Source organism: Dactylosporangium sp. NPDC049742 (assembly GCF_040674675.1).
GTDB lineage: Bacteria > Actinomycetota > Actinomycetes > Mycobacteriales > Micromonosporaceae > Dactylosporangium > Dactylosporangium maewongense.
Map to the genome: position 1 here is coordinate 209,332 of NZ_JBFANF010000011.1, position 25,561 is coordinate 234,892.

Sequence of the window (25,561 nt, forward strand, 5' to 3'; positions counted from 1 at the left end):
GGAGGCCGCGTTGCCCGACTTCGCCATCGACTACGGGCTGTTGCACGAGGCCAAGAAGGACCTGCACGATCTCGCCGACCGGATCGGGCCGAAGCTCGGCGACACGGTGTTCTCGCAGGTCGGCAGCATCGAATACGAGGACTCGGACGCGGTGTTCGGCAACGACGGACTGGCTGGGTCGTTTCGCAGCCTGTACCGGATGGCCCAGCACCCGATGAGCAAGGCCGAGGACGACCTGCGGGAGCTCGGTGACATCTTCGGCGCGGTCGCCGACGGGTACTTCGACGTCGACGCCCAGATCGCCAACGGGATGGGCATGATGGGCGCCAGCCTGGACCTGGACCGCTGGAAGGACTCCAAGGACGCCTGGGACTACCTGCAGGCGCACCGCGGTGACTGCGTGCCGGGGCCGGACGGGTCGATGCCGGGCTTCTGCTCCGCGACCGACCCGGGCCCGCCGCCGACCGACTCGACGATCACGACCGAGACGGGATCGGTGCACACCCACCTGACGCTCGACGAGAACTACAACGTGATCAAGGAGGAGACCACGGTCGTCAACGGCGACCAGCGGTACACCTCGACCACCACGTATTCGGCGGATCGCACGTCGTACACGACGGACACCACCTACAGCGACGGCAGCACGACCCACTCGGTGACGACGACGGGTGAGCACGGCTCGTCGGTGACCGACACCACGGCGGGCGACGGCTCGACCACGCACACCGTCATCGCCCTGAACGAGGGCGGCGGCGGCACGATGACCGTGACCGAAAGCGACGGCACGGTGACGAAGTACACGCGCGGCGATCAGTACGCGCGCTGGGACGAGGTCGAGAAGACCACGCCCGAGGACGAGACCGACTACTCCAGCTACCCGATCGGCGTCTGACCGAAGGAGCCCGCCATGCCCAACATCTCACTCGACTACGACAAGATCGAGGCGACCTCGACCCGCCTCGACGGCGCCGTCCGCGACATCCTCCCGATGCTCGAGTCCCTGCGCAGCGACGTGTCCAACCTGCTCGAGGACGGCCTGGTCTTCCAGCAGTCCAGCCCCGCGATGAAGGAGTCGTACGACAAGTTCAACACCAGCCTCCTCGCCGCGATGAAGGGCATCAACGACTTCGCGAAGCAGTTCCGCGACATCCGCACCTCGATGGAGGAGATGGACGTCGACATGGCCGGCAAGATCCGCTCCGCCGGCTCCTGACCCCACCGCCCCTGCTGGTCCACTCCCAGGCGGACCAGCAGGGCCGTTGCGGGCCTGCCACCATAGCCAACACGATCACCATTCGCCCGTCCGGCACGACGGCCCGGCGTGCCGGCCGCACCGCACCCGGCGATGGTGACCGGAAGACCGGACGCCGCGACGGTCGCCGGCTATTCGAAGAACTTCAGGCCGTAGCCGAGGTCGGTGGTGGGGCCGGGGACGTTGGCGCGGCGGTAGGTGACGTTGCCCCACCAGACCGCGGTGCCGGTGTACCAGTACCGGTTGGACCATGAGTACGGGGTGCCCTTGGCGACCGCGTGGTACATCGTCGGGAACCGGCTGCCGGACGGCGGGCTGGTCGCGATGTCGCCGCGTTCGAGGACGAACGTGTGGTGCCCCGGCCCGTCGACGTACAGCGTGGCATCCCAACCGGTCATCATGTTCGGCGCGTAGGAGCCGAAGAGGCAGCCGTTGCTCTTGTACCAGTCCCACACGTAGGTCGGGTCGCCGCCGGCCCGTAGGCGTAGCTCGGCGAGGCAGTACTTGCTGCTCCAGCTGCCGTTGGCGGAGTACACGATGTGCAGCCGGCCGTTCGGGTCGAGGATCGGCTCCGGTGCCTCGTTGATGTACGGGTTGCCCACGGTCCGTTCCCACGCCTCCCGCGGCTGGGAGATGACGTATCGGGCGCCGGTCGTCGTGGTCGGGCCGGTCATGCGGGCGATGTAGAGGTTCTGCTCGACGTTCGTGTCGCCGGCCCAGCCGGACCACACGAACCAGCGTTGTCCCTGGTACGTGAACGGCACCCCGTCGATCGCCCACTTGTCGCCGGGGAGCGCGACCTTCGTGGCGGCCGAGTAGCCGGAGTCGGCGGTCGCGGAGCTGATGTGGTACATGCGATGGGCGGCGCTGCGACCGGCGGAGAAGTAGACGTGGTACCGGCCGTCCTGGTGGACGATCTCCGGCGCCCACACCTCGCCGAGGTCGCCGGTGTCGCGCCACACCTGCTTCTTCGGCGCGGCCGCGATGCCGGCGAGGGTGGTGGCGGTGCGGATCGCGATGCCGCCGTCGACCGACTTCGCCGCGACGTACAGGCCGCCGACCTTGATGACGCTGGGATCGGCGCCGCCGAGCGTGGTCGCGCCCGCGTCGGCGGCCCTGGCCGGGGCGAACACGAGCACGCCGAGAAGGGCCACACCTCCGATCAGGGCATGCCGAAGCTTCGCCATGGTTCGTCCTCCCGGTCACCCGCATCGGATCACTCCATACCGAGTCTCCCCATAGATGCGCGGCAATCAATGGCCGGGACGAAATCGTAAGCTTTATTTAAAGTTCGCGGTCGTATGGACGCAGCCGGTGTACGGTTCGCCGATGACGTCCGCGTCGCCGCCGGTGGCTGCCGGCACGGTCCCGGACCGGCCGGGCTGACCGGCATGCGCCCGATCCAGGAGGTCGTGTCGCGGATCCGGTACGACCCCGCGATCGACGCACGCCGGTTCGTCATCGGCTACGAGGAGCGCGGCGCCGGCATCCGCGAGTCGCCGCTGCCCGCGTTCGTCGCCGGGTCCGACGTGCCGTGGCATCGCGTCCGGTACGTGCGGGCCGGCGACACTGTCGTGTGGGACCGGCAGGCGCGGATCGACCTGGTCGGCACGGACCTCGCGGCACTGCTGCCGTCCCAGCCCGGAACCCCGGTCCGAGCGGCGTCCGCCGGGGAGCCGGTGCAGGTCGCGGTGTACAACGTGCTCTCCGACGCCCACGAGCGCCACCGCACCTACCCGCACCGGCGCGTCCCTGCCTGCGTCGAGTTGCTCGGCGGCCTCGGTGCCGACGTCATCGCCCTGCACGAGGTGACGCACGAGCTGTGGTCGGCGCTGCTCGTCGCCGACTGGGTGCGGTCCGGCTACCACGTGTCCGACGGCCCGGCGGCCGACGCGGCCTACGGCACCGTCCTGCTGAGCCGCCGGCCGCTGCGCATCGAGTCCCACCGGCGGCAGGTGGTCGGTGTCGCGCCCGTCGGCGGGGTCCGGGTCGCCTTCGCCGCCGCCCACCTGACGAGCAACCGCGCGCCGGACGCGCCGCGACGCCGCGCCCACGAGCTGCGGCTCCTCGACGAGCGGCTGTCCCGGCCCGACGTCGACGCCGCCGTGATCCTCGCCGACGTCAACTTCGGCGACGACACCCCGATCCCCATGCCCGGCATTGTCGACGTGTGGCCGGCGCTGTACCCGTACGACGCCGGCTACACCTTCGACCCCGCCGCGAATCCCCTGGCGGCGATCGGCGACCCCAACGGGCGCCCCGGCCGCCTCGACCGGATCCTGCTGCGCGGCGAGCACCTGGTCCCGGTCGAGATCCAGCGCTTCGGCGACCGGCCGTTCGCCGTCGACGACCGCCCCCGGTACGTCTCCGACCACTTCGGCCTGACCGCGCTGCTCACGGCCGGTCCTTGAACCGGTCCCGCGCACGGCAACGGCACGAATCGCTTGAACCGGTCCCGCGCACGGCAACAGCACGAGTCGGTCGAGCGATCGGCGCTGCCGGCCGGCCCGAGGTGCGGGACGACCGGCAGCCGGAAGAGGTCAGGCGCTGTACACCTTGAACTCCCACAACGAGTTGCCGTACTGGGTGCCGCGTTGCGTGCTGCTCAGGCGCACGTAGCGGCCGGTGCCGTTGACGGCGAGCGCCTGCGTGCCGCCGGGGCCGCTGGCCGTCGAGTAGATCGTCGTCCAGGTGGTGCCGTCGGACGACGTCTGGATCTCGAACTTCCGGGAGTACGCCACCTCCCACTCCAGGACGATCCGCCGCACGGGCTGCACGCTGCCGAGGTCGACCTGCAGCCACTCCGAGTCGGTGTACTTGCTCGACCAGCGGGTGGTGCTGTCGCCGTCGAACGCGTAGCGGGCGTCGAGGCCGTAATTCTCCACCTCGACCGAGGAGCTCGTCGCCGGGCGCCCCTGTGACACCGGGTTGGACCGGTGGAGGATCTCGTTCACCGCCCGCAGCTCCGCGAGGATCGCCTCGACCTGGGGCGAGCCCTCGACGTACGCGCCGTCGGCCAGCTCCTTCGAGTGCCGGGCGTACTGGGCCGTGAGCAGGTCGGCCCGCGGCTGCCGGTAGCCGGCGAGGCAGTTGGCGACGTGCTCGCCGACCGGGTCCGCCACCGGGCAGTCGACGTTGAACGGCGCCGCCTGGTCGGCCTTCACGTTGGGCGTGAAGGCCGGCTGGCACGGACGCCCGGTCGAGGCGGGCTGGCAGCCCGCGAAGGCGGCCAGCGCCCGGCCGAACGCGTCCGACACCCCGGGGAGCCTGAGCGCGTCGGGCCGGTTGGGCAGCGACACCACCTGGTCGCCGATCAGCCGCTGGTTGCCGTAGAGCAGCGCGTTGAGCGTCGCGTTGCCCTCGAGCGCCTTCGGGAATGCCAGCTCGGTGTACGTCTGGATCAGCCCGATGGTCTCGGTGAGCTTCCGGTTGGCCCGGCTCAGCACCGTGTCACCGGCGAGCTCCGCCCGCACGACCTGGTAGTAGTACATCTGCTTGCCGTAGAGCGCGGACGAGACCCGCTTGCGGACGTCGTCGAGCGCCGCCTGGTCGACGGCGACCGCTCCGGACTGCTCCATGAACGGCTTGTAGGTGGACGTCCAGGCGTTCTTCACCTCGTCCCGTGGCACCTTGCACTTCGACCCGAGCTTGGCGTTGTAGGTGCAGATCTGGCCGAAGTACCGCTTGGCCGTCACCTTCCGGATGTCCCGCGGCGCCTCACCGGGCCACTCGACGCGGTTGACGAACGTGATCTCCACGCTGCCCGACAACGACTCGAGCGGGTCGCCGTCGGTGTCGACCCAGGACGCGGTCCAGCAGCTCGTGTACTTGGGCTTGCCGTCGTCGGGCAAGGCCAGCGGCGCGACCTGGTACGGGTTGGGCAGGGACGCGTTGGCCGCGTTGGCGGGCGCGCTCAGCCCCGACCCCGTCCCGGTGCAGACGGGCACCGTCGCGTCGGTGATGCGGGTGCCCGGTGTCTGGTCGGGCCCTCCGAACGGGCTGTAGACGGTGCTGGAGACCCGGTTGCGGATTTCCAGCAGCGCGTCGGACACCGCGCTGGAGTGGGTCTTGTAGTCGGTGACCAGCCCGACGAACGTGTTGTTCGGAGCGCCGCCGGCGGCCGGGGTGCTCAACGATCGGGTGGCCGCCAGATACTCGTTGCCGATGCCTTGCAGCTCGTTGGAGCGGTACGCCGACATTTGGCCGGCGTAGACCGGATTCTGCAGCTGCAGGGCCATGTAGGCGCGGGAGGCGAGCTGGAACACGCTGGCGCTCGGCACCGTCCTGGCCGGCGTCGGCACCCCCGTGCCGTACCGGAAGTTGGCCAGCCAGGTGAGGTACGACACCGAACCACTCGGGCCGAACTGGCCGATCGTCGTTACCGGGTCGACCTTGTCGCCGGCGGCGGTCTGCACGAAGGGCACGTCCCAGGACTTGACCGTCCCTGCGGTGTGGAAGGTGTTCTCCACTTCGCCGTACTTCTCGTAGCTCGGGAACGGGGTGTTCGTGCGCTTCTCGTAGTTGATGTAACCGTTGACGTCGCTCTGCAGCTGGTCGAGGCTCGCCTGCTGCAGCGAGTGCGCGGTGAACAGCGCCAGCGTGTCGACCTTCGAGTCGAGCGCCAGCAACGTCCGCTGGACGTCGTCCAGCTGGATCCGGACGTCCTCGATCCTTCCCTCGAGACGGGCCAGCTGGGTGGTGATGTCGCGGTACACGATGACGAGCGCCTGTTCGATCGCGTCGAACCGCTCGTTCATCTGGTCGCGCAGGTTGGCGATGTCCATCCGCAGCTCTTTCATCTGCTGCAGGATGATCTGGTCCGGAGTGGGGCCGGAGGCGAACATCGGCAGGATGGTCATCACCGCGCCGAGGATGTTGCCGGTGAGGGCCATCGTGCTCAGCGACGACATCGCCTGACCGACGGACAGGCCGGCGATCGTCGGCAGATAGTTGTTGATCGCCGTGGCGATCGACAGTCCGGCCTTGCCGATCGTGGCGATGTCCTTGCCGAGCTCCGGGTCGACGAAACCGGCCAGCGTCGAGAGCACGAAGAGGCCGGAGCCCATCGCGTCCAGCCCCACCTGCCGCTCGGCGGCCTGGGCGCGCGCCTGGGTGTATGCCTCAGGCGTCGGCTTCGGGCCGGGGCCGACCGGGTACTGCAGCGAGGCGGCCCGCAGCTGCGCGACGATCTGGTCGTTCTTCGCGCTCAGCGTGGTCAGGGTCGCCTCCACCTGGCGGCGGATCTCCTGCAGGTAGGCGCCCTGGTCCTGCTGCCGCTCCAGGATCGACTCGACGTTGATGAACGTCGCCAGCAGCGGGTCGGCGAGCAGCTGTTCCATGCTCGCGTCGAGCACCACGCCGGTCCGGCCGCCGATCATGCCGTTCCAGGCGGCGGTGAACGCCGGGTCCTGCTGGCCGAGCCGGGTGACCTGACCCCAGCCGGTGTCCTGGACCCCGTAATACTGGCTCAGGTACATGTTGGTCTGGTAGGCGCCGGTGACCTGGTTCTCGATCAGCGCGGTCTGCGCGAGGTTGTCACCGACCGTGCTCTCCAGCAGGGCCTTGAGCCCGGGGGTGGCGATGCTGACGCCGGGCACGCCGGACGCCGCGTCGATGATCTTCACGAACGCCGCATAGGCGCCGCTGCCGTAGACGTCGGCGATGTACTGGGCGTCGATGGCGGCCTTGACGCGGACCATGTGCCGGGTGATGTCCTCCGTCGTGGCGTACGGGTTCGCCACCCGCCAGTCCATCGCCGCGACGGACAGGACCAGGTCCTTGAGTCCCTGCAGACCGTTGTCGTGCGCCCGCATGTGGGCCGAGAACAGCCGGTCGCGGAACTGCTGCTCCTCCCAGTTGACCTGCGCGGCGGCCGGCACGGCCGGGGTCAGGCCGACGCACAGGGTGAGGGCGAGCAGGCCGGCGAACCATCGCAGCCGCCGGAACGTCGTCCGGCCAGGGGTTCGCCTATGGGGGACGGTACTCACGTGACCTCCTAGACCGCCCGCATGGGTGCGGGGCGGGGCCGGGCCAGTGTCGGCACCGCCACTGTGAAGCGACTGGAACCGCTGGTCAGGCCGCCGTCCGGTACCGCTGGAGCAGCGTGACGACGTCGGACCGGCGCAGCGCCCGGCCCCGGCGGGCCGCGGCCTCGAACCGCCCGTCCGGCAGGGCCGCCTCGACCGCCGCGCGGACGGCAGGCGCGTGCAGCGGATCGATCCGCCCGACGTCGACACCGATCTCGGCGGCCATGGCGTCGACCGCGCCGAGCAGCACTGCCGCGTCGTCGGCGGCGTCGCGCCCGGCCAGGCCGGCCAGGCCGGCCAGCGCCCCCGCGGTCGTGTGGGCGATCATCAGCCAGGTCGTCCGGTCACCTGACCGGACCAGATGCGTGAGGACCTCCGCACCGAGGCCGGCGGCGACCCGGGGGCGCCCTTGCTCGCACTCGATCCGGATCGCTGCCCACGACGCCGAGCAGGCGACCCACTCGTGACCGCAGCGGAGCGCGGTCCGCCAGGCGGCGTGCAGGTGCGGCACCGCCACCTCCGGCCCGGCCACGAGGCTGAGCACCAGTCCCAGCGACGACGACGCCTCGGCCCACAGCCAGTCCAGGCCGGTGGTGGCGGCCAGCCGCACGCCCCGCTCGGCATCCTCCACGGCCTGGCGCGGATCCGCGCCCACCAGCACGGCGAAGTGCGCGGCGTAGCCGAGGCAGCGGGCCTCGGTGACCGGGTCCCCGGCCTCGGCCGCGGTCTCGCGGGCCAGTGTCGTCAGCGCATGAGCCTCGGCGATGTCGCCGGCGAGGTACCGCAGGGCACCGAGGGCGAAGCGGGCCCGGGCGACGACTACGGGCGGGGCCGCGTCCCCGAGGAACTCGCGCAACAGGGCGGTGCCCTCGGCGATCGATCCCCACCGGTACCAGAACCACAGCAACGCCGCCGCGATGCGCAGAGCCGATCCGGCGTCGCGAAGGCTCCGGGCGGTGGCGAAGGCCTGCCGGATGTCGTCGCGCTCCTGGGCCAGCCGCGCACCCCAGTGCCCGGCCCCGCCCGCGACCATCGCCCGGTCGGCCTCCTCGGCGGTCTCGCACATCCAGTGCAGGTGGGCCCGCCGCGCGGCGTCCCGCTCGGCGGGTGCCGCCAGTCGCCGGGCGAACTGCCGGACCGTCTGCAGCAGCCGGTACCGATCGCCGGGCTCCCGCACCACGAGCGAGCGCTCGACCAGCTCACCGATCCGCTCGGCCGGCCCGCCGGCCCGGTCCGGGTCCAGCCGGCCGAGCAGGCCGTCGACCGCGTCGAGCGTGAACGAGCCGGCGAACACGCTCACCACCCGCAGCAGGCGCTGCTCGGCCGGCTCCAGCAGTGAGTACCCCCACCGCAGCGCCGCCGACAACGAACGGTGCCGCGCCGGCCCGCCCCGCCGGCCGTGGTCCAGCAGGCCGTCCGCCAACCGGTCCAGGGGCAGCACCCGGGAGCGCGCGGCGGCGATCTCCACCGCGAGCGGCAGCCCGTCGACCGCCGCGCAGATCCGCCGGATCAGCTGCTCGTCGCCCCGATCCGGGGACCAGCCGGGCCGGGCCGACCGCGCCCGCCGGACGAACAGCTCGACGGCGTCGCCGAGGGCCAGCGGGGCGACCTCGACGATCGTCTCGCCGGCCACCCGCAGCGGCTGCCGGGCCGTGGCGAGCACCCGCACGCCCGGGCAGAACTGCAGCAGGGCGGTCACCACCTCGGCCGCCCCGTCCGCCAGGTGCTCGCAGTTGTCGAGCACGAGCAGCGTCTCGCGGCCGTGCAGCACCTGCGTCAACCGTCCGGCATCCTCGACCCCGACGAGGCCGAGCGCCCGCGCGACGGTGGCGGCCACCAGCGCCCCGTCACGCACCGGGGTGAGATCCGCCAGGCGGGCCGCCGCCGGACGGCCGACCTCCAGCGCCAGGCGGGTCTTCCCCACCCCGGCCGGCCCGACCAGGGTCACCAGCCGGTGCGTGCCGAGCAGCACCGCGACGTCCGCCGTCGCCGGTCCCCGGCCGACCAGCTCGTCCACCGCCGCCGGGAGCCGCCCCGGCGGTGGCGCCGACTCGGCCGGGGTGCCGGCCTCCGGGCCGTCGAGCACCGGCGCCTGGGCCAGGACCTGCCGCTCCAGGCGGCGGAGCCGGTCTCCGGGATCGACCCCGAGGTCGGCCGCGAGCCGGCGGCGCGCGGCGCGCAGGGTGGCCAGCGCGTCCCCCTGCCGGCCCGCCCGGTACTGCGCGAGTGCCAACAGCTCCCAGAGCCGCTCGTCGAGCGGCGACTCCTCAACCAGGGCCTGCAGCCGCGCGACCGCCCCCGCGTGCTCGCCCAGGGCGATCGCGGCGGCCTGCCGGTCCACCTCCACCGTGGCGCGCGTCCGTTCCAGCAGGGCGGCGTGGGCCAGCAGCAACGGCGCATCCGGCACGTCCTCGTACGGACGGCCCCGCCACAGCGGCAGCGCCATGTCGAGCAGGGCCGCGGCCGTCCCGGGCCGGTGCGCCACGAGCGCCGCGTGCGCCTCGGCCGCCGCCCGCTCGAACCGGTCGGCGTCGACGCTCGCCGTGGACAGCCGCAGGGCGTAGCCGGCGCCGTCCAGCACCAGCCTCCGGGGCACGGCCCGGGCGGCCCGCCCCGGCTCGACGATCCGGCGCAGCGAGGCGATGTAGCCCTGCAGGGTGTTGTCGGCGCGACCCGGCGGCCGCCTCGGCCAGACCTGCTCGATGAGCGTGTCGGCCGGAACGGCCCGGCCACCCGCCGCGACCAGCAGCGCCAGCACGGTCCGTGGCCTCGGCCCGCCCACGCCGGTCTCGCGGCCGCCCACCCGGACGCGCATCGGCCCGAGCACCGAGACCGATACGTCGTCCGCCTCGCCGTTCGCCGTGCGACCGTCATCAGGCACGCGGCCGCCCCGGCCCCCGTCGACCGTCACAGCCCATCTCCTTCACCAACCCAAACACGGAGGCAGGCACCCCCCGCATGCGGTCGCACGCTAGCCAGCCGACGCAAGCAGCCGGATTCTGAACTCCGGCCGGCTGACCTGCACGGACATCAGTCAGCGACGACCGTGATGTGTCAGGATGCCGACTGTCGGTCCGCCTGCCGCCGCGGCTCGACCGTTTCTTCGCTGTTCCTCCCGTGATCTGGATGAGGTGAGCCGATCGTCGTACCTTCGGGACCGGTCAGTGCTCCCGATCCGTGGATGTGGCCTCTACGGTTGCTGGCGTGACGTGGCGACTCCCGAACGTGCTGCAGCACGACGACGATGACCGAGCGATGGCGCTGTTGCGGGCCGGCGGGAAGACGACGAGTTGACGACAGAGGTGGCTTCGCTCGAGGAGGCCGTTCGATCAGCCGTCGAGCAGGGACACGTGGAACTGACCCGCCTGGACGCCTGTACGGACGACCTGGTCAGCGCATTCACGCAAGGACAGCGGGCCGCGCCGTCCCCGTCGGGCTTGATCACCCGGCTGGACGACTTCACTCGTGGGTTTCCGGAGGAACTTCGACGTCACCTCGATCGTGAACGCGAGTCGCTCGGGTCGTTCAACATCGCGTTCTTCGGACGTACCGGCGCCGGAAAGAGCACCCTGCTGTCGGCGTTCGGCCGGCTCGACGGGGCGTACGTCTCACCAGGTGTCAGCGACTGGACCACCGAGGTGCGTCCCATCGAGTGGCGGGACTGCCGGCTGTTCGACACACCCGGAATCAACGGCTGGGGACGGACCGAGAGCCGCGACGATCTCGAGGCCAAGGCCCGCGAGGCAGTCGAGATCGCGGACATCGTGCTGCTGTGCTTCGACAACCAGTCTCAGCAGGAGATGGAGTTCGAGAAGATCGCCGCGTGGATCCGCGACCACGGAAAGCCGGCGGTGGCCGTCCTCAACGTCCGCAACGCGCACTGGCGCCACCCCGCGAAAGTTCCCGAGGCTCGCCGCAGGAACCTGTCCGAACCGGTCCGCCAGCACACCGACAACATCCGGGCCCAGCTCGTGCAGATCGGGTTGCCCGACACACCGGTCGTCGCGCTCCACAGCCAGCGGGCCCTGTTCGCGCGCGCCACGACCCCCTTCCACGGCCCAGACCCACTCCAGAATGCCTTCCACCAACAACGGGAGGAGTTCGGGACGGACTACCTCGACCGCTGGTCGAACTTCGGGGCGCTGGAGCGCCTGATCGTCGCATCGATCGCGGAAGGCGGCGCCGACCTCCGGTTGACCGCGCTGCGCGAAGACGTCCGTTCACGGTGCCGCCGAGGGGTCGGCGAACTCGAGGACCTGATGGCCCGGATCCAGCAGGAAGCGGAATCCCTCGAACGCGAGGTCGAGTCGCTGTTCGGCGTGCTGGGCTATCCGGAAGGCGCCGAACGTGCCACGTGGCTGCACGACGCGGCGCTCAGCGCGGATCTGATCGACGTGTCCGAGCAGGCTCGGGGCCGCCCGTACACGTCGCCACCCATGGGGACCTTGGACCGCTTCGTCCGGCACCTCGCCGCCTCGCACCTTGCCGGATGTCACCGGCAGGCGAAGGCGAACGCGGACGACATGATCCGGAGAGCGTTCGAGGAGCACACAGCGATCGACGAGTCCACGTTCACGGAGGCTGTGTACGACCAAGGTGCCGTCTCCGCTGCGGCGGAAGCCGTGTGGGCGGATCGCCGGGCGTTCCTGCGGCGTGAGCTTGACCTCGCGGTGGACGTCACGTCACTCGACAACGGGCCGGCGGTGTTGCACGCAGCGACGATCAGCGGCGACGAGGGCGGCGGCGCGACGGGTGGTGTCCTCAGAGGAGCGGGCATCGCGGTGGGTGCGGGCGCCCTCGCGGTGCCTGTGGTGGCAGCCGCTCTCCTCTCGAACCCCATCGGTTGGGTGATCGGCGCAGCTACCGTGGGCGTCGGGATCGTGGGACAGGTCCAGCAGCATCTCGGCAAGAAGATGAGCGAGAAGGCGTCGGAGGAAGCACGGGAAGCGAAGGCTCAGGCGATCATTGGGAGCCATCGCGCTGTGGATCAGACGTTCGCCGGTTACGAGGACGCCCTCGTCCTCGACAGCCGGAGAGCGGCGTGGACGTCGTTGACTCCCGCGGTCGGCGAGGCGCTCCGCACCGCGATCGAGCTTCGCCTGGCGCACAGCCGAGTCGTGCGGTTGATCGACAGCCTGCAGACCTACGCCGGTTCGATCAACCCCGCACCCGCGGTGACCGACGTCCTGCTGCGGGCGCAGCGCCGGATGGGGCAGACCCCGGCCGAGGTGACCCGGACATTACTGGGCGAGGACTGGCTCGGGTCCGGCATCGACCACCAGCCGGCGCAGATCGACCATGCCGTCCACGACACGTACTCGAGTCGCCACGAGGAGGACCGCAACCGGCTGACGCGTGCCATGGCCGCGGCGTGGAGTACGCCGCCGACTGCCGACATCCACGCGTGGCGAGACGCGCTCGAGGACGCGGCCCGACGTGACCCGGCACTGTTCGACATCGCGCGTACCTTCTGGCGCGTCGACGGGGCAAGGCCGGCTCTCGCCGTCCTCGGCGACTACAACTCGGGAAAGTCGTCGTTGATCCATCGGATCCTGGTGGACAGCGGCCGGCAACCGCACGCAGCGATCGACATCCGGGCGATGCCCGCGACCACAGTCGCGAACCGCTACCAGCTGCCCCGGTTCGATCTCGTGGACACACCCGGCCTGCAGAGCGGACACCACGAGCACGACGCCGCCGCGCTCGAGGCGATCGCCGAGGCTGCTCTCGTGTTCGTCGTCCTCCACATCAATCTGCTGATCGGCAACACCTCCATCCTGGAGGAGCTCTCGCGCGGCTCGGAGCTGATCGCCGCCAAGGGCCAGCGGATGGTGTTCCTCGTCAATCGGTGCGACGAACTGGGCGTCGATCCGCTGACCGCACCCGAGGCGTTTCTCAACCTGCAGCACCGCAAACGCGAGGAGCTGCGTGCCGCCTCCGCCACTCGTGGCATCGACGTCGGGATCGACAGGATCCACTGCTTGTCCGGCGATCCGTTCGGCCTGGTGGGAGGCGATCCGACGGCGGCGCCCGGTGATTTCGACGAGCACCGCCTGTGGGACGGCATGGCCGCACTGATGAGCGCCACGTCGGGTCTCACCGACGAGCAACTGTCCGCTGCGGCATCGTCGGCCGCCTTCGACGCCGCGGTCACCGACCTCAAGCTTCACCAGCACACGCTGCACCAGGTGCAGATCGACGGCATGGACGACCTGCGCCGCTCGGAACCGGTGATCGCTGCCCTCCGGGCCGCAGTGAACGACGCCGTCGTCCTCGAAGGCTCGCTGCGCGAGGACGCCCGCCGCATGGTGGACCGCCATCTGGTAGCGGCGAAGTCCGCGGTCGCCAAGCTCGACCGGAAAGACGGCCAGAAGCTGACGGACCTTGTCGAGTCCTGGTGGAAGGCTTCCGAGTTCGAAGCCGATCTCGATCGGTACCTTGCCGACGCGGCACGCAAGCTGGACGAGTGGCACAATGATCACATTCCGGCTCTCGGACGCGAGATGCGCGCCGCCGAGTTCCAGGTGGCGCCCGAGTTCGCGACAGAGTTCAAGGCCCAGGGAAGCGCCTGGCACGAGAATCTGGCCAAGAGCGCCGGCAGCGTCGCAGGCACCGCAGCGCGACTCGCGAAGGCCTTGGGAGAGCGGGACGCGGTCTACGCGATCGGCAAGCTGTTCAAGTACAAGTTCAAGCCGTGGGGCGCGGTGAAGGGCGGCGCCAACGTCGCGAAGGCCAGTGTCGTCCTCGGGGCCGTCGCCGCCGCCGTGGACACCGCAGCGATGATCAATGACAGCCGGAAGGCTGGGGAACACCAGCGCCAGCAGGAGTTGGCGTTGCAGGAGATCGACAAAGCGGCTGCGGGGATCGTCGAACAGATCATGCGCGGCGAGCAGGGCGACGGTCTCGTCGAATACCTCGAACAGCGGAGCAGGGAGCTCGAGACTTTGCTCGACGAGCGCCTCGAACTCGACTCGTCGACCAGGGAGCGGATGGACTCGGCGAGCGCACAGAGCGAGTTGGTCGGGGCCTTGATCGCGGCCGCGGACGAATTGATCGGCACACCGGAGGGGAACGCATGACAGTCGTCGACATCGATGCGGTGCGAGATTGGCTGGGGCGGCTTCCTGGAGGATCGCTGGCCGGTCGGTACATCGACGGCTGGGTCGCGTTCGAGAAGCTGGACAGACCGGTCGTGACCCTCTTCGGATCCTACGACACCGGCAAGAGTTCCCTGCTCCGCAGGCTGATCGTCGACTCGGGCGGTGATGTTCCCAGCTGGCTCACGATCAGCGCACGCCACGAAACCTTCGAGGTCAACGACGTCGAGGTCGGCGGGTGCATCATCCGCGACACCCCCGGATTCGCGGTCGGCGCGTCCGACATTCGCGCACAGAACAATTCGCGCCGGGCGATGGCGGCGGTCGGGCTCACGGACGTCGGCATCGCGGTGCTGACTCCACAGTTGGCGACCGCCGAACGTGATGTGCTGCAGAAGCTGTTCGCACACGGTTGGCCGGCGGGGACGACGTGGTTCGTCATCTCGCGGTTCGACGAGGCGGGTGTGGACCCGGAGTACGACCTCGCGCAGTACCGGGAACTGGGTGATCGCAAGGTTCGCGAGCTGCGGGAACAGCTCGAGTTGGACGACAGGACGCCGGTATTCGTCGTCTCGCAGGACCCGTTTCAGACGGCAGGGCAGGACACAGATCTCGGCCGAGAGACCTGGGACGACTTCCGTGGCTGGGACGGCATCCAGGACCTTGCGGCTGCTGTCGAGGCGGTGTCCTCTTCGGCCCTGCCCGGATGGCGACATGCGGCCGGGCAGCGGTACTGGACGGCGATCCTGGATGAAACCGTGACCGAGCTGCGGAGGCAGCTGTCGGACTACACGGCACGTGCCGAAGTAGCCGCCAGTGGCGTCGCTCGCCGCGACGCATGGGCGAGCGAACTCGAAACCCTCGATCGGGCAGCCCTGGCCGGCCTCGACGGTCTCGTCGAGGAGGTGTTGCGGCGGTCGTGGGAGCCGGGTTCCGGCACCGGCGAACTCCAGGCCGAGATTCAGCGCACGCTCGACGCGTGGTTCACCAAGCACGAGGTCCGCCTCCAGCGGTTGCAGCAGTCGATCCGAAAGACCAAGGAGCGGGAGCGCGCCCGCCCCTCCTGGGCCGGCTTCGCTTCGCTGGTCGCGACGCTCGGGTCCGGGGAGGATGCCGCCACTCCCCCGGCGGGGCCCGGCGGTGCCGCAGAACATGTCGAGACGGTAGGGACCATGTTGATCGGCATGTTGAAGGCCGCGAACAAGGCAGCCGGGCCGACTGCCGGCGGGAAGGCCAGTTCGGCGAAAGCACCTAGAGACCTGGGACGGCCCATCGGCATCGCCGAAGCCGCGCTTCCCCTGGCCGTCTACCTGGTGAACGTCATTGACAAGCAGCGAGCGGATCGCGCGCGCCTGAACCAGGACAAGACGGCGGCCGAGATGCTTCAACAGGTCGTCACCGAGTGCACGCAGCGCGCGCACGATGCGTGGAAGCCGTTTGTCGACGACGTCCGGGCGACGATCGTCGCGGAAACACGTGACCAGGTCGATCTCGACAAGAGCCTGCGCCGGCTCGTCGAACAGCTGCACGCGGCCGTGGCGGAAGGCGAGGGCCTCCTTCGTGGGGGCACGGTGCAGCTGCTCGAAGCCCAGGCGTAAGAACCTGCCGCACACGGTGATCGTCAGATGAGCCACGTCAGGTAGGAGTTCAGCGGCGCCGCAGACACACACCTTCCCCGGGTGCGACCCCGGGGAGGGTCATGGTCGGTGGCGCTACACGCCCGGGCCTACCTCCAGCGTGCTGAGCCCGGCGTCGCCCTGATGCCACGTGGTGGTCACGGCGACGTACCGCGCTGTGGTGTCCAGCTTGACCGAGCCCAGCTGCGTGCCCGCCGCGACCGAGCCGATGTCGGTGAACGTCAGGCCGTCGGCGCTGACCGACACTGTCGCCGCAGGCGCCCGCGCCCCGTCCCAGGTCAGCCCGACCGTGCCGATCGCGGCGGACCGCCCCAGATCGACGACCATGCGCCCGTCCGGTCCTGGGACCCAGGCCGTGCCCCGGTCGCCGTCGACGGCGAGGGACGGCGACGTCATGCCCTGCGGAAGCACGGACGCGGGGAAGGTCGCTGTGCCCAGCGCGAGATCCGCGACCGGGAACGGGCGGGCGGAGGAGAAGGACACCGTCTTGACCATGCCCGTCGGCGGCAGGCCGGCGCCCAGCACCTCCCCGGTCTCGAGGTTGCGGAGCTGCACCGAACGGGCGGTGCCGCGGGAGGAGACGTGGATGGTGCGCGCGTCGTCGACCACGGCGGTCAGCCCGGCCGGGGCCGTCCCCTTGCCCGGCGTCACCGCGGTGACCCGCGGGGCGAGCACAACGGCCGAGCCCGGGCGGAGCGTCACGTCCAGCACGGAGGACGTCGCTCCGACGCGCTGAGTGCCGGCAAACAGCGGAACAGCACCGCCGTCGTGCGGGATCGTGACCGCCGTGGTGGCCGCGGTACCGGAGAGGTTGAAGACGACGAGGAAGCCGTCGACCAGCGCGGCCTGCGTGGCAGGGTTCGACGTCGTCGGTTCGGGCCGCGCGGACTGCGCGGCCGTTGCGGCGGCCGCGCCCGGCACCATCTCGATCAGGCGCGGCCCCTGGCCGCCGTCGGCGAGGCGGATCACCTGCTGGGTGTCGCTCGCGCGGGAGACGGTGATCGGGGCGTCGGAGCCGCGGACGACGAACCCGCCCTTGTTCTCGACGGAGATCCACCCGCCGTCCGACTCGAGCACGCGGTTGCCGGTCTCCCGGTGCCGCGCGACGTCTTGCCAGGTGACGCCGTCCATCGAGGCCTGAACCCGGTATTCCTCCCCCGCCGCGGACTCCCAGCCGAGCTGCACCTGCGACAGCGCGGTGGGCCCGCCGAGGTCGACCTGGATCCACGAGTCGCTCCGGAGGCGGTCCGCCTTCGACACGGCCCAGCGGGTGGTCGGGCTGCCGTCGGTGACGGCGCTGGCTGGGAAGCCGGTGTCGGCGCTCGACGCCGTCACCGGGCGTTTGGCCGCGACGTCGGTGCCGCTCGGCTCGAACGCCCGGAAGTGGTACAGCGAGTAGCCGTACTGGGCGTTGCCCCGCACCCCCTGCATCCGCACGTAGCGCGTCGTGACCGGCGCCGGTGCCGTCTGCCCGGGCGGGGTCAGGTCCACGGTGTCGAGGCGCGCGACGTTGACGTCCGCCGGAGCGTTGCCGTAGGCCGCGGCCGTGCGCCAGGTCCGCCCGTCGTCGGAGACCTGGACCAGATAGCGGGCGCCGGCCGCCGACTCCCACGCGACGCGGACCGAACCCAGCTCGGTCGGGGCACCCAGGTCGACCTGGAGCCAGGAGTCCGGCCGGGTGCGCTCGGCGACCGAGACGGCCCAGCGGGTCGACGGGTTGCCGTCAGTGACACCGGCGGCCGCGTACCCGCTCGCGACATCCTCACTGGACGCCGTCGCCGGCCGGCCGGCCGCGACATCGGTGGGCGTCGCCGAACCGTCGCCGGGGCCGTACGCGTGCAGCGAGTACATGGAGTAGCCGTACTTGGCGTTGCCCTGCTGGCCGAGCATGCGCACGTACCGGGCGGTGGTGGGCGCGTCGAACGTGAGGTCGTCCACGCGGGCGGCCTTCGCGTCGGCCGGGTCGGCGGGAATCTTGGCCCGCGGGGCGACCGTGGTGGTGCCCTCGGCCGTCGTGTAGGTCCGCGAGCCGTCGAGCCCGAACGCGCCGCCCATGTCGAGGTTGCGCACCGAGACGATGCCGTCGTCGGCCCCGGCGCCCGTGGAGGCGTAGACCGCCGCGCCGGTCGGCAGCGTCGCCTGCCCCGCGTAGCCGGACCCGACCTGGAAGACCGACGCGGTGCCGTCGAATCCGTCGCGCGACCGTCTGTACGTCGTGACGTCGCGGGACGCGATCTTCGCACTCGTCGACGGGTACAGGAACGGCGTCGCGCCCGAGACCTGGAACAGCCACGAGTCGTGGCCGGGCACCCACGGGAACTTGACGTACCCGGGCTTGCTGAGGGCGGCCGCCCACGCCGTCGTGGTCTGTTGCATGACGATCCCGGCGCTGGCACCGTAGTCGCGCAGGCCCGCGGCGGCGGCGAGGGCCTGCGCGTCGGTCAGGGGCTGCACGGGCCCGGCGGCCGAGCTGGCTGCGTGGTCGTGCAGCAGGTAGGAGATCGCGATCTCCGCGCGCGCCTCGGGCTCGTACTTCGCCTCGCCGGAGAACTTCGTCAGCCGGTTCGCCGGCGCGTACGCCTGATACGCGGCCAGGCCGGCGGCCAGGTGCTTCTCGGCGGTCACCGCCTCGGGGCGGCGCAGCACCTGGCCGACGAACGCCAGCGGGATCACGTCGCGGCCGTAGAGGAACTCGCGGTCGGCGACCATCGGCATGAAGGGCTCACCCTGCGCCGACATACCGAGTTGGAGCGAGCTCCACAGCTCGGCCGAGTTCGGCTGGTGCAGCAGGACCTCGGGCACGGGACGGCCGTTGAGGATGAACTGGATGGAGTTGCGGCCGCCCGAACGCCAGATGTCCGACTGGTAGTGCGGGGCGTACGCCCCATGGTTCTCCACGAGGTAGGTGTCGCTGATGTTGTGCATCGCGTTGCTCGAGATCGGCGCTCCGCCCACCCGCGCCGGGTTGTTGCGGTCCGCGGTCGGCTGACCGGCGGCGTTGCGGGCCCAGGTGTTCAGCTGGTCGGTCCAGCGTCCCGCGTCGGGGTCGTCGGGCGCCCATGCGACGCCCGGGGTCAGCGCCTGCGTGTACACGCCGGACTCCTCCAGCGCCGTGTCTCCCTGGTACGCGCCGTCGGGCCACCGCGCGTCCCAGCTGCCCGACAGCGGGTCCTGCGCGAAGTTCAGGTCGGCGGCGTACTTCGCCTGGCCGGTCGCGATGGTCTTGAGGTTCGCCTGCGTGGCCGGGTCCAGCTCGGCCCACAGCAGGCGGCCCGCATCGAGGAAGTACGACTCGAAGGTCGAGTCCCAGAAGAGCCTCTTGCCCCATGTGCCGTTCGCCCGGACGAGCCGGTTGTCCGCGGCGAACTTCCTGATCGTGGCCAACGTGTGCGCACGCAGCACGTCCTTGCTCACGCCCGCGAGGTCGGCGTCGTACTCGCCGCGCGTGAGCAGGACGGCATTGCCCAGGACGACGGCGAAGTTGAAGTCCGTCAGCTGGTAAGCGCCGGCAGCCGGGTCCCACACCGTCTCGACCCACCGGGTGTGCCGCAGCAGTGCCCCGTAGTAGTCCGCGGCGATGGCGTCAGGGGCACCGAAGGCGGGGGCGTCGTCAGCGACCGCCTCGGGGCCGACGAGCGCGGTCGCGACGAGCGCCACGGTCGCGGCGGATGCCGCAAGGGCGGAGAGCAGACGGCGCATGTGTTGCCCTTTCAATTGCCTGACCCGAACCCGAGCTCGTGGAGCAGGAAGCCCCATTGGCTGCCGGCCGATCAGTGAGTTTCGCGGTTCCGATCGGCCGGCGTCAAGGTACTAATACGAATCATCAAGCGCCGGCAGGTCACGCTGCCGAGACGCAGATCTGGTTCAGCGTCAGGTGCCACGCCGCGGGCGCGCCGTCGTCGTCCTCAGTGGCATTGGCGCTCATGAGCCACTGATTCGCGTAGAAGCCACCGGGCCACAGGTTGTGCAGCACGACGTTGCCGGTGCCGCCGACGATGTTCGCGCCGCCACCGAGGGCGACCTTGCCGACCGGACACGGCTGGCTCTTGCCCTGACTGCCGAACGCGGGGCTCGTCGAGCTGGTGCGGATCACCAGGCCGGTGAGCGAGGAGGCGCAGATCCGGTAGGCGGTCACCCTCCAGGCGGCGTTCGTCGCGGCGTTGTTCTCCTCGTACGCCCGGACGTAGACGTGGTCCGACGACGGGATCACATCGGTGACGCCCACGTAGCCGCCCCCACCGGCGAGCTCCCAACCCATCCCGATCAGGTCCTTGCCACCCGGGCAGGTCGACGTGACGTCCTTGGGCGACCTCGAGTCCGGGGTACTGGTCACGCCGACGATCTCGTAGTTGACCAGCTCCACGTCGGGTGCGCAGATCGCGCGGACGGTCAGGCTCCACCTGCCGGAGAACCCGTTGCCGTCCTCGTACGCGTGCGCGTACACGGCCCGCGTCTCCGGGCGCAGGATGTCGACGACGACCTGACCGAGGCCGGTGTTGGTGACCCCGGCCCCGACGACCTTGGTGCCGGCCGGGCACTCGGCGTACGCCTCGTTGTACGGGTCACTGTTCACGCCGCTGCTGTCCTCGACGATGTCGAGCCCCGAGATGCCCGAAGCCGACGCCGGCCCGGCCAGCACGGCGGTCGCCGCAGCGGCCATGAGCGTCAGCGCCACGGCGGTACCGAGTCGCCGGCCCCACCTCGCGATGTTGGTGTTCATGTCCTTGTCTCCACCTCTCGTGTGGCCTCGGCCCACCGGGATCGGCGGGCCGCACACGTGGAGACACGTGCTCGACTTCAGCGCAGCGTCAAGGCAATGTACGAGCTCGGTAAGGAACCGGCCCCGGGATCGTCCTGGTCCCGGGGCGGCCAGCGCTGCCAGGCGCGGCCAGCCTCGCCGGCATCGAAGGCCACCACCGCGACGGCAAAACCGTCGTGCTGTTCCTGTGCACCCACAACGCCGGCCGCTCCCAGATGGCCCTCGGCTTCTTCACCCACCTCGCCGGCGACCCCGGGCTCATGGACCCCACCCTGCGGTATGAAGGATGGGCGACCTTCGCAAATGTGGAGAAGACGGGTGAAGGGGATGGGTGAGCAGGTGCGGGCGATGCTCACGGATCTGCTGCACATCCGCCCGATGCGAGGCACCCACCGGGTCGCGCTGCGGGCCGGCGTCAGCGTCCTGGTCCCCCTGCTCACCGTGCTGGCGCTGGGCCACCCGAGCTGGACGGCATACGCCGCCTTCGGGGCGTTCACCTCGCTGTACGGGCGCAACCACGTGCACCTGTCCCGCGCCGCGATGCAGGCGAGCGCCGCAGCGGCGCTGACCGTGTCGGTCGTCCTCGGCGTGCTCGTCGGCTCGCTGGAGTCACGGGCGTGGGTCGCGGTGCCGGTCGCCGCGCTCGTCGCGGCGCTGGGCGCCGTGCTCGCCGCCGCGCAGGACTGGCACCCGCCGGGTCCGCTCTTCCTGGTCTTCGCGTTCGGTACGGTCGCCTCGGCCCCGCACCACGTGTCCGACGTGGCGGTCGCCGCCGCCGTGACCGGGGCCAGCAGCCTGTTCGCGCTGATGGTCGGGAACGTGGGCAGCCTCGTCCGGCGGCAGCGGAGCCGGCCGGCCCGGCTGGCGCACGTGTGGACGTGGGAGCCGGTGCGCTACGCCCTCGCCGTGGTGCTGGCGGGCGGCCTGGCGACCGGAATCGGGATCGGCCACCCGTACTGGGCTACGGTGGCGGCGGTCGCTCCGCTCAGCGCGCCCGGCCGCACCGCCCAACTGGTCCGCGCCGCGCACCGGGTCCTCGGCACGCTGCTCGGGCTGCTGCCCAGCGCGGCACTGCTCGCCCTGCACCTCCCGCCGTACGCGACCGTGCTGGTCGTGGCCGCGCTGCAGGTCGCCACGGAGCTGCTGGTCGGGCGGCACTACGGGCTGGCGCTGCTGTTCATCACCCCGATGGCGCTGTTGATGGGGCAGCTGGCGGTGGTCCGCCCGGCCGGGCAGCTCCTCTTCGACCGGGCGGTCGAGACGGTGATCGGCGGCCTCATCGGCGGCGCGATCGTCCTGTGCCAACCGTGGCTGCGGCGCCACAGCACCCGAGGCACCGCCTGAACCGGGCCGGTCCGCTCGTGCCGGGCCGACAAGCTTCCACGGACGCAGCGCCTGGGCGGCGGTCAGTCCCGGACTGCGGCCAGAGCCTGCAGGTAGAACCGCGCAAGTTGATCGATGCTGGCCGGCTGCGGTTCGCGCAGCCACCGGTCGGTGGCGACGTCGAGGCAGACCAGCGCCGTGCCGACGATGGCATTGCCGCGCAGGCCAGGGGGGATACCGGTCGCCGGGCTCAGCCGGCGCTCCACCTCGGGCGCCAGCAGTTCCTGCCACTGCCGGTGCTTGCCGCTCCTGGAAATCTGCCGTGGCTCGCCAGGGTTGCGTGAACCTACAGTTCGAGACCGGTAACCAGAGGCCTTCAGGCGGACATTCCCAGGTATGGAACCAGACGACGCGGCCGCTCGAAGGCGCTTCGAGGAACTGTTCGAGGCCCACTACGCGGAGTTGACGCGTTTCGCTACACGTCGGGTAGGCGCCGACGCGGCTGGCGACATCGTCGCCGGCACGTTCCTCATCGCCTGGCGCCGGCTCGGCGAGCTGCCGCCCGACCATGCCCGAGCCTGGCTCTACTCCACCGCCCGACAGGTCATCGCCAACGAACTGCGGGGGCGGACGCGCCTGCAGCGGCTGACCGACAAGGCGGCCGCCGGTGGCGAGGTCCACGCGGCGGACCACTCGGCCCAGGTCGACGAGCAGCTGCGCGTACGTGCGGTGCTCGCCGAGCTGTCCCCGGCCGACCAGGAGGTCCTGCGGCTCATCGAATGGGAGGGGCTGGACGTGGCCGAAGCGGCGCTCGTCCTGCGATGTACGCGCACAGCGCTCAAGGTGCGGCTGCACCGGGCGCGGCGACGGTTCGCCCAGCGGTTGCTGGCAGCGGACGAGCAGGACACCTCGACGGCCCGGCGCACCCGGCCATCCATCGTTCCCCAAGGGAGTACCAGTCCATGAACGACACTCTGGGCCGCCTGCGCGCGGCCGACCCCGCGCTCACCATGCCCGAACCCGATCCGCGCGACCCGCAAGCCCGGGCCCTGCTCGAGCGGGTCATCGCCGTGCCGCAGGTGTCACCCGGGCGGCGCGGACGTCGCCGGCTCGTCGCCGCGGTGGCCGGTGCGACGGTGGCCGCCGCGGCCACCGCGTTCCTCATCGCCGAACCCGCTGCGGCGTACACGGTGGACAAACACGCCGACGGGACGATCGCCGTCTCGTTCCGCGCCGACCGCCTGAAGGACACGGACAAGCTCAACGCCGAACTCGCGCGGGCCGGTGCGCGCACCGTCGTCATGCGCATGGTCCCGGCCGAACAGTGCACGACACCGCTCGACATGGATCCGATGGTCCCGTTCCTCACCACGGCGACTCCTGAGCAGCTGAACCGCTATCCGGTCTCCTACCGGTTCCAGGACACAGGCGTGGTCATCACGATCCGGCCCGACAAGATCCCGGCCGCCGACACCCTGGCCTTCGGCTACGCCATCCGCAACGACCGCGACGGCCGCACCACGATCGCGGTCCCCGCGGTCGTCCGCACCGTGCCGTCCTGCATGGCCATCCCGAACCGCCCCCGGCGGTGACACGAGCGGCGTCGGGTACCGATCGTGGTACCCGACGCCGCTGCTCACGTGCCAGATGACGTCAAAGCCCGCGAGACGACGCATGGGCCCGGCAGCGGTTGAGCCCGGCGCGCAGGTCGCGGCGGAGCTTGGCGTCCAGGCCGGGCACGGCCAGCGCGGCGGTCAGGTCGGCGGCGGCCTCGCCCCAGCGCTCCAACCGCATCAGCGCGGTGGCGCGGTTGTAGCGCGGCTCGGCCGCGGTCGACAGCACCACCGCGCGGTCCAGGTCGGCCACGGCAGCGCCGGCGTCGCCACGTTCGAAGCGCACGGCGGCCCGGTTGGTCCACGCCTCGGCCAGTCCGGGATCGGCGTCGAGGGCCCGCGTCAGCAGATCGTCGGCCTCGTCGAGAGCACCGCGTTCGGAGCGGATCAGACCCAGCGTGCACAGCAGCGCGGGTGCGTCGCGCCGCTCGGCCGGAGCCGAGCGTACGCATTCCTCGGCGGCGGCGAGGTCGCCCCGGGCGAGGTGGAGGTTGGCCAGCGCTACGCGGGCGTCGAGATGGGCCGGATCGATGGCCAGGACGCGCCGCAGGTCCTCGCGTGCGGCCCCGCTCCGTCCGGTCTCCTCATACAGCGTCGCGCGGTTGTAGTACGCCTCCGGCAGGTGTGGTCCCAGCCGGATCGCCGCCGCGTAGTCGCCCAGGGCCGCGCCCGTACGCCCGGCGGCGCGGTGCAGGGCCGCCCGATCGAGGTAGTACTCGCAGTTCTCGGGGTCGAAGGCGATGACGTCGTCGAGGTCCGCCAGCGCCTCGGCGGCCTTGCCGAGCGCCAGGTGGAGCTGGGCCCGGTTGTGCCGGAGGCGGGCCTGGTCCTGCCGACGCTCATCGGCGCCCAGGACGGTGGACAGCTTCACCAGACCGGAGTTCACCAGGTCCAGCGCTTCGTTCGCCCGGCCCTCGCGGCTGTCCAGCAGCGCGATGCCCTGCTCGTAGAAGATCGTCGACACGACGCGCCGGCGTTCGTCGGTGATGCCCTCGGCCAGGTGAAGTGCTCTCTCCAGCCATTGTCTGGCCATGGCCGGGTTCTGCCGCGCCGGGGGAAGGTGGCGGGCGTACAGCATGGCCGTGGAGTACGCGGCCGACATCGTGATCCTCGGATCGTCGGTGACGGCTTGGGCTTCGGCGTACAACTGGAGCGCCTCGACGGCGTGGCCGACCGCGGCGAGGGCGGTGGCCAGTCCCGTGGTGAACGACCACCACAGGGCAAGGTCGGTCTCGGGTGTGACGGCGGCCCGGCCGCGCCGCGCGGTGCGCACGGCGTGGTGGTAGAAGCCGCGCGCCAGACTGTCGCCCAGCATGGCCCGTAGGTGGGTCGGCCGGGATTCGGCCTCCGGCTCGGGCGCTCCCCCGTCGTGGAGGTGCAGGGCCATCGGCGTCGACGCGAGCCGCCGGGTCAGCGTCGCGAGCAGTTCCGCGGTCGTCTCGTCGGCCGCGTCGGCGTGGACGAAGTGGACGGCCTGGGGACGGCGTACGGCGCAAGCGGCCACGAACTCCGCCGCCCCGAACGAGAGGGCGGCCGTCCGCCGGGCGGGGTGGAACCGGATCGGCTGCTCGTCCGCCGCGGCCGTCTTGGCCGGATTCAGGGCCGGGACGATGGAGTGCAGCTCGACGCAGTGGCGGGCGGCCTGCCGGGGATGATCGCGGGCGAGGTCGGCGAGGAATGCGTCGACCCCTGCGTACGGGCCGAGGTCGCGGTGGCAGTTGTAGGGCGGGCGCTCGGAGGCGCCCGCCCGGCCGCGTCTTACCAGCACCATTCCATCCAGAGCCGCCGGGCTCCGGACAGCAGGCGAACGGCACTCTTGTGGCGGATCGTCATTTTCCGCATTTGCCACCT

Annotated in this window: 16 protein-coding genes; 9 read left to right on the forward strand and 7 right to left on the reverse strand. The window is 71.2% G+C overall.

Going from position 1 to position 25,561, the window contains the following annotated elements; translation table 11 throughout:
* Window positions 1–10: 10 nt before the first annotated feature.
* Together AB0J72_RS17110 and AB0J72_RS17115 are read left to right on the forward strand one after the other, a co-directional pair.
* Entirely contained in the window at window positions 11–895 is an 885-nt protein-coding gene (locus AB0J72_RS17110) for a hypothetical protein (RefSeq protein WP_344511260.1), read from the forward strand.
* Between the two features lie 15 nt (window positions 896–910).
* Entirely contained in the window at window positions 911–1,216 is a 306-nt protein-coding gene (locus tag AB0J72_RS17115; protein ID WP_203844309.1) for a hypothetical protein, read from the forward strand.
* Between the two features lie 170 nt (window positions 1,217–1,386).
* Here AB0J72_RS17115 and AB0J72_RS17120 read toward each other — a convergent pair whose 3' ends face one another.
* Window positions 1,387–2,442, reverse strand: coding sequence for a glycoside hydrolase family 43 protein (locus AB0J72_RS17120; protein ID WP_363399669.1), 1,056 nt, complete (start codon window positions 2,440–2,442; stop codon window positions 1,387–1,389).
* A 114-nt stretch (window positions 2,443–2,556) separates the two neighbouring features.
* On the opposite strand from AB0J72_RS17120, the gene AB0J72_RS17125 reads away from it, so the two are divergent.
* Window positions 2,557–3,666, forward strand: coding sequence for an RNA repair domain-containing protein (locus tag AB0J72_RS17125; protein WP_363399671.1), 1,110 nt, complete (start codon window positions 2,557–2,559; stop codon window positions 3,664–3,666).
* A 129-nt stretch (window positions 3,667–3,795) separates the two neighbouring features.
* Here AB0J72_RS17125 and AB0J72_RS17130 read toward each other — a convergent pair whose 3' ends face one another.
* Together AB0J72_RS17130 and AB0J72_RS17135 are read right to left on the reverse strand one after the other, a co-directional pair.
* Window positions 3,796–7,242: a discoidin domain-containing protein gene (locus AB0J72_RS17130; RefSeq protein WP_363399673.1), complete on the reverse strand. Its 3,447-nt coding sequence runs from the start codon at window positions 7,240–7,242 to the stop codon at window positions 3,796–3,798.
* Window positions 7,243–7,327: 85 nt separating this feature from the next.
* On the reverse strand, window positions 7,328–10,192 hold the full coding sequence (locus tag AB0J72_RS17135; RefSeq protein WP_363399675.1) for a BTAD domain-containing putative transcriptional regulator: 2,865 nt from the start codon (window positions 10,190–10,192) through the stop codon (window positions 7,328–7,330).
* A 439-nt stretch (window positions 10,193–10,631) separates the two neighbouring features.
* Here AB0J72_RS17135 and AB0J72_RS17140 point away from each other — a divergent pair, with 439 nt between their 5' ends.
* Entirely contained in the window at window positions 10,632–14,360 is a 3,729-nt protein-coding gene (locus AB0J72_RS17140) for a GTPase (RefSeq protein WP_363399677.1), read from the forward strand.
* Window positions 14,357–15,976, forward strand: a complete 1,620-nt coding sequence (locus tag AB0J72_RS17145) for a GTPase domain-containing protein (protein ID WP_363399679.1) — start codon at window positions 14,357–14,359, stop codon at window positions 15,974–15,976. Before AB0J72_RS17140 ends, AB0J72_RS17145 begins: the two co-directional genes overlap by 4 nt.
* Window positions 15,977–16,090: 114 nt before the next feature.
* Here the strand turns inward: AB0J72_RS17145 and AB0J72_RS17150 are convergent, their stop codons facing one another.
* Window positions 16,091–19,714: a discoidin domain-containing protein gene (locus tag AB0J72_RS17150; protein ID WP_363399681.1), complete on the reverse strand. Its 3,624-nt coding sequence runs from the start codon at window positions 19,712–19,714 to the stop codon at window positions 16,091–16,093.
* A gap of 139 nt (window positions 19,715–19,853) precedes the next feature.
* Window positions 19,854–20,735 carry a hypothetical protein gene (locus AB0J72_RS17155; protein ID WP_363399683.1) on the reverse strand — a complete coding sequence of 294 codons (882 nt, stop codon included), beginning with the start codon at window positions 20,733–20,735 and terminating at the stop codon, window positions 19,854–19,856.
* Window positions 20,736–20,950: 215 nt separating this feature from the next.
* On the opposite strand from AB0J72_RS17155, the gene AB0J72_RS17160 reads away from it, so the two are divergent.
* On the forward strand, window positions 20,951–21,109 hold the full coding sequence (locus tag AB0J72_RS17160) for a hypothetical protein (RefSeq protein WP_363399685.1): 159 nt from the start codon (window positions 20,951–20,953) through the stop codon (window positions 21,107–21,109).
* On the forward strand, window positions 21,102–22,118 hold the full coding sequence (locus AB0J72_RS17165; RefSeq protein ID WP_363399687.1) for an FUSC family protein: 1,017 nt from the start codon (window positions 21,102–21,104) through the stop codon (window positions 22,116–22,118). The genes AB0J72_RS17160 and AB0J72_RS17165 overlap by 8 nt, the downstream gene beginning before the upstream one ends.
* 62 nt (window positions 22,119–22,180) lie before the next feature.
* Here AB0J72_RS17165 and AB0J72_RS17170 read toward each other — a convergent pair whose 3' ends face one another.
* Window positions 22,181–22,363, reverse strand: a complete 183-nt coding sequence (locus tag AB0J72_RS17170) for a hypothetical protein (protein WP_363399689.1) — start codon at window positions 22,361–22,363, stop codon at window positions 22,181–22,183.
* A gap of 130 nt (window positions 22,364–22,493) precedes the next feature.
* Between AB0J72_RS17170 and AB0J72_RS17175 the strand changes: the two genes are divergently transcribed.
* Both AB0J72_RS17175 and AB0J72_RS17180 read left to right on the forward strand, forming a co-directional pair.
* Complete coding sequence (locus tag AB0J72_RS17175) at window positions 22,494–23,063, forward strand: sigma-70 family RNA polymerase sigma factor (protein ID WP_363399691.1); 570 nt, start codon at window positions 22,494–22,496, stop codon at window positions 23,061–23,063.
* Window positions 23,060–23,689 carry a hypothetical protein gene (locus tag AB0J72_RS17180; protein WP_363399693.1) on the forward strand — a complete coding sequence of 210 codons (630 nt, stop codon included), beginning with the start codon at window positions 23,060–23,062 and terminating at the stop codon, window positions 23,687–23,689. Before AB0J72_RS17175 ends, AB0J72_RS17180 begins: the two co-directional genes overlap by 4 nt.
* Window positions 23,690–23,750: 61 nt before the next feature.
* Here the strand turns inward: AB0J72_RS17180 and AB0J72_RS17185 are convergent, their stop codons facing one another.
* Window positions 23,751–25,481, reverse strand: coding sequence for a tetratricopeptide repeat protein (locus AB0J72_RS17185; protein ID WP_363399695.1), 1,731 nt, complete (start codon window positions 25,479–25,481; stop codon window positions 23,751–23,753).
* Window positions 25,482–25,561: the final 80 nt, after the last annotated feature.